This window comes from Sphingopyxis sp. (assembly GCF_036402335.1).
Classification (GTDB): Bacteria; Pseudomonadota; Alphaproteobacteria; order Sphingomonadales; family Sphingomonadaceae; genus Sphingopyxis.
Window position 1 is genome coordinate 1 of the sequence record NZ_DASWTD010000672.1, and the last position, 7541, is coordinate 7541.

Sequence of the window (7541 nt, forward strand, 5' to 3'; positions counted from 1 at the left end):
TGGCACAATGCTTCGAGATCGATGTTACCGGACATGCGGGCCTTTCCTGCAAGATGCAGTCGGATTTCTGTTATTCAAACTGTATAGGGTCGCACCGCGGATAGGACAAGGGCGGCGCCTTCCGACGCCGCCCCTCCCTGCCCCGTCGGGCGATCATCTGCAAAGCGTCAGGCCTTGGGCTTGCGCTTGCGCCCGCCACCGCGGCCCTTGGTGCCGAGGCCGATTTCCTTCGCAAGCGCCCGGCGCTTTTCGGCATAGTTCGGCGCGACCATCGGATAGTCGGCGGGAAGGCCCCATTTCGCGCGATAGTCGTCGGGGGTCATGCCGTAATGCGTCATCAGGTGACGGCGCAGCATCTTCAGCTTCTTGCCGTCTTCGAGACAGACGATGAAATCGGGCTTGACCGAGGTGCGGATCGACACCGCCGGCACCAGCTTTTCTTCGACTACCGGCTGGCCACCGAGGCCCGACAATGCGGCGTGTACGTTATTGATCAATATGGAGAGATCCGAAATGGCGACGCTGTTATTGCTGACATGGGCGGCGACAATGTCGGCTGTCAGCGTAACCAGCATCTCATTGGTATCGGCTTGATCGGACATGAGACTGTTCCTTGTTTACTTTACCCAGAAGAAAAGACAGCGAATATTGGATTTTTTCTTTCGCGGCGCGATTACTGCCACTTTGGACGCAATTTCGCAATGACCGATCAACCGGTTTCGTTGCAATGACGGAACCGGCGCATCGTAACCGCATCGCGAACGACGCCATCGTTGCCGCGATAATAGGCGGGTCGGCGACCGCATTCGGAAAAACCTGCGCGCTGATATAGATAGACGGCGTCATTATCGGCGCGCATTTCCAGGAAATATTCCGCGGCACCCTGCTCCGTCGCCCAGGCCTGCCAATCATCCATCAATAATGCGCCAATGCCGCGGTCGCGATGATCGGGATCGACCGCCAGCAATAATAATTCGCTTTCGGGCCCGGCGATGCGCGCCGCCGAAAAGCCGCACGGTTGCTCGCCGTTCCATGCGATGCAGACGCGCGCCGAGGGCAGTGCGAACAGGGTGAGCAGCTGTGCGCCGCTCCACGCTTCGCCATAGGCGGGATCGAAGGCGGCATCCATCACGCGCATCACCGCCGCGAGGTCGCCGACACGCGCGGCGGCGAGGCGGATATCGTCCGTCATACCGGCGCCATCGGCTTGGCGTCGGGCGCGCGGCCATAGATCGGGCTGGGCTGATCGATCAGTGCCGCGGGGGGCAGGCGAAGGAAGTCGCGGGCATCGGGCAACATGGGCAGCGCGCGTCCCGCGCCGCGGCGCGTTACGAAAGGTTCGGCACGGTTGCCGACGGCCAGTTCGTCGGTCAGCCGCACCGCTTCGTCAGGCACGAGCGAGCTTACGCCGGCGCGCGGTGAAAGGTCGGCCGCAAAAGGCTGGACGAACCATTGACCATGGCCGCCCTCCATCACGACGAGCGCACCGCCCGCCGCAGCGATCTCGTCGGCAGCGCCCGCTGCGACAAGCGCGAGAGTCGAAAAGCCGTGCACCGGCACCTGCCAGCCGAGCGCGAGCGCACGCGCCGCGGCGACGCCGATCCGCACACCGGCAAAGCTGCCCGGTCCGCAGCCCGCGACGATGATGTCGGCGCGGCCGCCGTCCGCGAGTTCGGCGATCAGGGGCACGAGCCGTTCGGCATGGCCGCGGCCGATGACCTCGTGGCGATGGTCGACGACCCGCCCCGCCTCCAGCAGCGCCACCGAACAGGCTTCACTCGCCGAATCGATAACCAGATGCCGCATGGAACCGGGAAAGCGCCGTTCAGACGATGTCGTTGAAACGGCCGAAATCCGGGCGCGGGCTGCGCTCGAAGATCGTGGCGGGATCGCCATAGCCGAGGGTCGAGATGAAGTTGCTCTTCACATGCGGCTGGTCGGCGAAAAAGGCTTTGTCGACCGCTGCATTGTCGAAGCCCGACATCGGTCCGGTATCGAGCCCGAGCGCGCGCGCGGCGAGGATGAAATAGGCACCCTGCAAACTCGAATTGCGGAACGCGGTGGTCGCGGCCAGTGCGTCATTGCCGACGAACCAGCTGCGCGCATCGGTGTGCGGGAAAAGTTCGGGGAGGTGCTCGAAAAACTGATTATCGGCCGCGATGATCGCGGTGACCGGCGCCTTCAGGATTTTTTCGGCATTGGCAGGCAGCGCGAACGCAGCGAGCCTGGCCTTCGCCTCGTCCGTCACGCACCAGACGATCCGCGCCGGCAGGCTGTTCGCACTGGTCGGGCCAAACTTCACGAGGTCCCAGATCGCGTGCAACTGCGCTTCGGACACCGGCCGGTCGGTATAGCCGTTATAGGTGCGGGCGGTACGAAACAGCTGGTCGAGAGCGCTGTCGGAAAGCGGCTCGCTCATGGGCTAACTCCTCGGAGAAAAATGGTCAGACGGCGTGAACTGCCGTTACCTCGGGAACATAATGTTTCAAGAGGGACTCGATGCCATTCTTCAGCGTCGCGGTCGATGACGGGCAGCCGGCGCACGCGCCCTGCATCTTCAGATACACATTGCCCTTGTCGAAACCGCGATAGACGATGTCGCCGCCATCGTTGGCAACCGCGGGGCGGACGCGCGTCTCGATCAGTTCCTTGATCTGGTCGATGATGTCGGCATCGGCGGGATCGTCGGCGAAGCCTTCATCCTCGGCCGGAACCGAAAAGCCTGCACTTGCGGCATTGAAAAGCGGCGCGCCGGCAAGGAAATGGTCCATCACGACGCCGAGCACGTCGGGCTTCACATCGACCCATTCGGCGCCGGGCGCGATCGTGACCGACACGAAATCGCGGCCGAAAAAGACACCGGTCACGTCGCCGAGCGAGAAAAGCGCACTCGCGAGCGGCGACGCTTCGGCTTCCTCCGGGCTGGCAAAGTCGCGGGTTCCCGCCTCCATCACCGCCTGGCCGGGCAGGAATTTGAGCGTCGCGGGATTGGGCGTCGATTCGGTTTCGATCAGCATGGCGTGCATGTGGGACGCCATTGCCCTTTGTGCAAGACAACATGGATGCGCTAGGGCGACGGGCATGCGCCGCTTTACCCATTTCGCCGCGCTCGACTGGTCGGGCGCGCGCGGCCTTCGCCAGCCCGGCATCGCCCTTGCCGTGGCCAGCGGGGGCGAGGCGCCCATACTCGTCCGCCCGGGACATGTCTGGTCGCGCGCCGAAATCCTCGCCTGGCTCGAAGCGGTCGCGGTGTCGGGCGACGACATACTCATCGGTGTCGACTTTTCGGCTGCCTTTGCGTTCGTCGATGAAGGGGCCTATTTCCCCGAATGGACCGACAGCCCGGTCGATATCCCCGAATTATGGGCGCTGGTCGAACGCCTCGCGCGCAATGATCCGCATTATGAACCCGGCGGATTTCTCGCGCATCCCGAGGCACGGCGGCATTTCCGCCACGGCCACGGCGACGTCGGCGACCTGTTCGCGCCCGGCACGGGACGACTGCGTGTCGTCGAGCAGCATCAGCGCACGACGAAGCAGGCGGCGAGCGTCAGCAATTTCAACCTCGTCGGCGCAGCGCAGGTCGGCAAGGCAAGCCTTTCGGGCATGCGTCTGCTCCACCGCCTGCGCGGCCGGATCCCGCTGTGGCCGCTCGACCCGATCCCCGTCCGTGGGCCGCTGCTTGTCGAAATCTATACCAGCCTCGCCGCGCGTGCGGCAGGAATCCCCGCGGGACGCAGCAAGATCCGCGATGGCGAGGCGCTCGACACAGCCCTTGCGATACTGGGTTCGCCGGCGACCGGCCTGCGCGGACCGGTAAGCGACCATGCGAGCGATGCGCTGCTCGCCGCCGCGTGGCTGCGCGCGATCGCATCCGATACCGCATATTGGACCCCCGCCCTGCTCACTGACACGCTCGCAAAAACCGAAGGCTGGACCTTTGGCATCATTTGAAGCAAAGGGCCGGAAGCGCCGGCTTAGCTCAGTTGGTAGAGCAACCGCCTTGTAAGCGGTAGGTCGTCAGTTCGAGTCTGACAGCCGGCACCAGCATCCCGTCGGGATTGTACGGCTTTCCTCGCAATTCGCTCGCGAAGGATAGCGTCGGGCTGCTCCGGTTGGCAGAGCGGATCTCCGCCTAGAATTGCTTCTGGATGCTGATCTGGAGGGTGCGGCCCAGCGGATCGATTTCATAGCGCCGGTACCCCGCCGGAACACTGCCGTCGGACAGCTTGACGCGGCGGTAATTGTCGAACAGATTCTGGACATCGACCGCAACGCGGAGCTTGGAGAGCCAGGATTTCTTGCCCGACGTCGGCCACAAGCGCTGGGGCTCGACAAAGAAGCCGAAATTGAACTGCGCCGTTGCGGGGTAGAGAAAATCGCCCTGCCCGTCGGGACGCGTCGCATCGCGGACGCGAACCGCGCTTTGCCAGTTTCCATTGAGATTTGCGCCTAGGCCCGGCCAGCCTGCGTTGACCTGCAACGACAGCATGTGCCGCGACTGGCCGCCGACGCCGTCCAGCCGGTCGAGCACCGGAAGGCCGGACGCGATCAGCAATTCGCTTTGCAGCTGCCAATTGTGGGTGAGCGACATCGTAATTTGGCCCTTGTCCCATATCCGCGCCTTCGGAACTGCGCTATCGGCGGCGTTGGTCTTGCCCGCGAAGAATAGCGTGACGCTGCTGTTGAGTTGCGACGACAGGTCGTGTTCGATCGGAATGGGGCGCACGTCGATCGAGACGAGACGGCCGTCGGCATCGCGCACGATCCGGTCGGCAAAAATACGCTCGGTTGTGGCGCTGAGCTGCGGAAGCGGGGCGACCCCGCCGCGCCCGACCTGCCGCTGATAATCCGTCGTGAAGGTTGCCAGCTGGCTGCCGAAGGGACGCAGCGTTGCGCGGAGCGAAAGCGCGCGCTGACTGCCGCTGCGAAGGTCGGGATTGCCCCCGGATATCCAGACCAGTTCGGCCGTTTCCTGGCGGAGATAATCATAGAGGCGCATCGTGGTTTCGGTCCGCGGTGCATTGAGAAGCTCGGCGGACAACACCATCTCCGAATAGGACAGCGACGCGCGCAGGTCGAGCGCGGCGACCGGCGACCAGCTGAGCCCCGCCGTATAGCGCGATCGCCTTTTTTCGTCCGAAGCGATGTCGAGGCCGCCGACGAGATCGACCGAAATATTGCCGATCGCGCCGAGGAAAGGCGTATCGCGGCTCGTGACGGGAATGGCCAACGACAGCTGGGTGGTGAGCTGGTTGCGCCGAAACGCGATAGAAGTCCCTTCACTGCTCTCAGAACGCAAGATGCTGCGACTGCCGCCGATCATGATATTCGAGGTCAACGACCCCGCCGGCAGCGTGGCGACCGTCTTGTTGACAAAGAGCTGGGCATTCCAGCTGTCGCTTTTCGACGAGCTCGCGCGCCCCGGCGCCGGCGCTTTGGCTTCGAACAGATTCTCGCTCCGGCCCCGCGCGTAGCTGGCGGAAAAATTGGTCTGAAAGCCGCCGATTGCTCCCCCCAGCGTAGTCGACAGATTGAAGGACCTTGAATCCTGTTTGTCCTGCAACAGACGGGACCCGTCGCGTCCGAGCAGGCCGCGGCTCCTGCTCACACCGGCGCCGAGGCTCAGCGATCCTGAAAAATTGCCGATCTGGCGCGTGATACCGGCGTTGAATTCGACACTGCGGCTCGAGGGAAACAGGCTTTTGTACCGGTCCTCTTCGTCAGATACCAACGGGCGCTCGCTGCGCAGCATGCGGCGCGCGCGCGCTAACCGCACGCCAGCGTTCCAATAAGTAGGTCCATCGATCGCAACACGGTTCGCCGCCAGCGTCTCGGCGTCGCGCCCGCCCGCGGTCGGCAACGTCAGCGTCGGGGCGAGGGTCCAGCTGGCGAAATGCTGCTTGAGGACGAGATTCACCACGCGCTGGTCGGCGGGATAGCCGTAGCGCACCGCGGCTTCGGGGGGGAGGATCGCCAGCCGTTCCAAAGCTTCGGGCGGAAAGCCTTCGACGCCCGTCGAATCGCCGACGCGTTTGCCGTTGACCAGCAGCGCCGGCGGCTTGCCCGGGCCGGCGATCAGCGGCGCGAGGTCGCGGATCAGTTCGCCGATGGTGAACGCGCCATACATGCCGATCCGTTCCTCGTCGAGCTCGGTCTCCGGCTCGACCAGCGCCTCGCCGCGGCGCGCCGTGACGACAATGTCCCTGGGATCGGCATCGGCCGGCATCCCGTACACCGCCGGTTTTCCGGTTTCGTCGGCAGGCTTCGCGCCCGCGCCCGATGACGCCGTTTGCGCGTCGGCACGGCCGGCACCGGCGACGCATAGCAAGACCGCGATCAACGAAACCGGCAGGCAGAATGGTCCGCGACGGGCCGGATAACCTCGTTTGGCAGCGACGGCTTCATGAGAATTCCGAAGTATCAAAATTGTCTCGCAACCAGATAAAAGGCTCTTCACCTCCCGACAGCGATCGCAAACCAAATCACGGGAGGTTGAGCAAGCCCGAGGTCTGGGTGAGGGTTCCCGTGATCTTGCAAGGGGGAGGGGGTATGCCGGGAAGGTCCGACAATATATTCTGGAAGGTGATGGTACGCGGCGTTGCGGTGCTCCAGATGAAACTGAGATCGCCGAAGCAGGAGCCGGGAGGGAACGCGATACTCATACCGACGTCGGGTGCTATTACCACCCACGGATAGAACGTAAAATCAAGAGGAAGGATGCTGGGAAGACCCGTGAAGGCCATGGTCGCACAGGGCCCGGCTCCAGTAAGTACGGCCGACTTCAATCTGGGAACACCGGAGCTGACATTGACGACAGCGGTCAACGTGCAGGCAGTCCAGGCAGGTAGATCCTTTTTAACCTGGACCGTTCCGGTAAAGGTGTGATCTCCGTCCGGACTGGCCGCGTGGGCGACGCCCGGAAAAGCCAGCGCCAGCGCGGTTGCGAAAAGAACAGACAATTTTGTCATGCTACCTCTCCTTCAAGACGATTCCCCGGCTCGCAAGGCCCGGCCAAATAGTTCGCTAAAGCGTGCCGCAAAAAACTCCGGCCTCACTCTACAAACTCAATCGCCGCCCATCTCCAAACAGCGACCGCAAGTGGAATATTAGAGGTCGAGCAGCGGACTCGACGTCTGGGTGAGGTCTCCCCTGATTCGGCAGGGGTTGCCCGTCGCTCCGGGATTGTTCGGGTGGGCATCAGGCACGTCCGACATGCCAGCCGTTGACTCAAAAGCCTGAAAAGTGAGGGTCCGCGGCGCGAACCCGTTGTTGCCGCCCCAGAGGAAATGGAGATAGCCCTCACAGGCGTCGGCCGGGAAGAGGGGCGGGATTGCGGCAATATTCACGCGCAGATAGGTGTGAATTATCGGCGATGACCATGTATTAAGAGGAGAGCTAGGGAGGCCCGCGAAGGATATAGCCGTGCATGCACCGCTGCCAGTGACAGCAACCGATTTCAATCTGGGAACGCCACCCAACACATTAATGACAGCGGTCACAGTGCAACGCGTCCATATCGGCAGGTTCTTTCTTACGTC

8 protein-coding genes and 1 tRNA gene are annotated in these 7541 nt (G+C 63.2%); 2 read left to right on the forward strand and 7 right to left on the reverse strand.

All coding sequences use genetic code 11. The features are described 5' to 3' along the window. Positions 1–167: 167 nt before the first annotated feature. The 5 genes from VGD20_RS21555 to VGD20_RS21575 all read right to left on the reverse strand — a co-directional run bounded on the left by VGD20_RS21555 (position 168) and on the right by VGD20_RS21575 (position 3017). Positions 168–602 (reverse strand): MucR family transcriptional regulator, encoded by a 435-nt coding sequence (locus VGD20_RS21555; protein WP_331136418.1) that lies wholly within the window; start codon positions 600–602, stop codon positions 168–170. A 107-nt stretch (positions 603–709) separates the two neighbouring features. Next, positions 710–1192, reverse strand: coding sequence for a GNAT family N-acetyltransferase (locus VGD20_RS21560; RefSeq protein ID WP_331136419.1), 483 nt, complete (start codon positions 1190–1192; stop codon positions 710–712). Continuing rightward, a complete protein-coding gene (gene tsaB / locus VGD20_RS21565; protein WP_331136420.1) occupies positions 1189–1806 on the reverse strand; it encodes a tRNA (adenosine(37)-N6)-threonylcarbamoyltransferase complex dimerization subunit type 1 TsaB in 618 nt (205 codons plus the stop codon). Before tsaB ends, VGD20_RS21560 begins: the two co-directional genes overlap by 4 nt. Before the next feature lie 19 nt (positions 1807–1825). After that, positions 1826–2419, reverse strand: a complete 594-nt coding sequence (locus tag VGD20_RS21570; protein WP_331136421.1) for a malonic semialdehyde reductase — start codon at positions 2417–2419, stop codon at positions 1826–1828. Positions 2420–2444: 25 nt separating this feature from the next. After that, on the reverse strand, positions 2445–3017 hold the full coding sequence (locus tag VGD20_RS21575; RefSeq protein ID WP_331136422.1) for a NifU family protein: 573 nt from the start codon (positions 3015–3017) through the stop codon (positions 2445–2447). Positions 3018–3081: 64 nt separating this feature from the next. Here VGD20_RS21575 and VGD20_RS21580 point away from each other — a divergent pair, with 64 nt between their 5' ends. Together VGD20_RS21580 and VGD20_RS21585 are read left to right on the forward strand one after the other, a co-directional pair. Then, entirely contained in the window at positions 3082–3954 is an 873-nt protein-coding gene (locus VGD20_RS21580) for a hypothetical protein (RefSeq protein WP_331136423.1), read from the forward strand. A 17-nt stretch (positions 3955–3971) separates the two neighbouring features. Then, positions 3972–4047, forward strand: a tRNA-Thr gene (locus VGD20_RS21585). A gap of 88 nt (positions 4048–4135) precedes the next feature. Here VGD20_RS21585 and VGD20_RS21590 read toward each other — a convergent pair. Then, positions 4136–6238: a hypothetical protein gene (locus tag VGD20_RS21590; protein WP_331136424.1), complete on the reverse strand. Its 2103-nt coding sequence runs from the start codon at positions 6236–6238 to the stop codon at positions 4136–4138. A gap of 247 nt (positions 6239–6485) precedes the next feature. Continuing rightward, positions 6486–6971: a hypothetical protein gene (locus VGD20_RS21595; protein WP_331136425.1), complete on the reverse strand. Its 486-nt coding sequence runs from the start codon at positions 6969–6971 to the stop codon at positions 6486–6488. Positions 6972–7541 lie beyond the last annotated feature (570 nt).